The sequence below is a fragment of the Allofournierella massiliensis genome (genome assembly GCF_964241245.1).
Taxonomy (GTDB): domain Bacteria; phylum Bacillota; class Clostridia; order Oscillospirales; family Ruminococcaceae; genus Allofournierella; species Allofournierella massiliensis.
In genome coordinates this window covers 1-1,108 of the sequence record NZ_CAXSWZ010000058.1, presented here as the reverse complement: position 1 = coordinate 1,108, position 1,108 = coordinate 1, and the positions used below count along the sequence as shown (strand labels likewise).

The window sequence follows — 1,108 nt, the reverse complement described above, 5'->3', positions numbered from 1 at the left end:
GCCCCTGCACCGGTTCCCACCCCCATTCTAGGCGGATATGTGGATGCTGACAACGGAACTATCATTGAGGGCGGCGGCGTGTTTGATAGCCCTGATGAAAATGCTACTCCCGATCAGCCCTTACCCGATGATTTTTAATTTTTCACATATTATCTACAAAGCACTCTTCCACACTGGGAGGGTGCTTTTTTATATATACATTTTGAAATTGAAAGGTGGTGCTGCCCTTGATCTAAGGCACACACTTTGAAGAAGCAAACCGAATGGAGGAAAATATGCAACACAAAAGAACAATCACCCAGCGGATTGCAACGGGTGTTCTGGCTGTTGCAATGCTGCTCAGTACACTGGCCCCCACGTTTGGGCCGGTGGTCTATGCGGATGATGTAAGCAGCATTGTAACAGACGGCGGAGGCATTTCCACCGGAACCCCTGAAGCCACATCCGCGCCGGAACCCTCGGCAATCCCGGAACCGTCTGCCGCGCCGGAAGCGTCTGCCGCTCCCACGGCAACACCGGAGACTTCGGCAGCCCCGGAAGAATCCGAGAAGCCGGAAAGCTCTGCCGCGCCGGAGGAATCCGCAGTGCCGGAAGGGTCTCCCACCCCGGAGTCTTCCGCAACCCCGGAACCTTCTCCGACACCTACAGCAACGCCGGAAGCTTCGGCAACTCCTGAACCTTCCGCTACCCCTGAGCCTACGGCAACTCCCGCGCCTCTGGAACTCATTGCTCCGGAGAGCGATTTGCTGGAGGCCAGCGTGGGGGACGAACTTGCCCTGACCGTGGAACTGAACCGGGAGGATGTGGAAGTCGCATATCAGTGGCAGAAGATGTACACCGGCAAGCCGGAAGCGTTTGACACTGCTCTGGCCGATTACGCTGAAGACGAACCTACCTGGTACTCCTGGCCGCTGGAGGACAAGAGCGAGGCGGAAGCACTGGCTGAAAACCCGGATGCCACCTGGCAGGGCATGGAGCTGTATTTCGCCATCGTCGCCGCGCTGGACAAGATCGAGGCGGACAGCAGCAATGTGCGCATCGCCTGGAAGACCCCCAACTACGCTCTGGACGGCTTTGCAATTACTGCCGAAGCGAGTGAAGATGGAAT

The 1,108-nt window shown here is 57.1% G+C and carries 1 pseudogene; it reads left to right on the top strand.

Going from position 1 to position 1,108, the window contains the following annotated elements:
* Positions 1–275 precede the first annotated feature (275 nt).
* A pseudogene (locus tag ACESYO_RS16300) lies at positions 276–1,108 on the top strand (hypothetical protein); the annotation flags it as partial.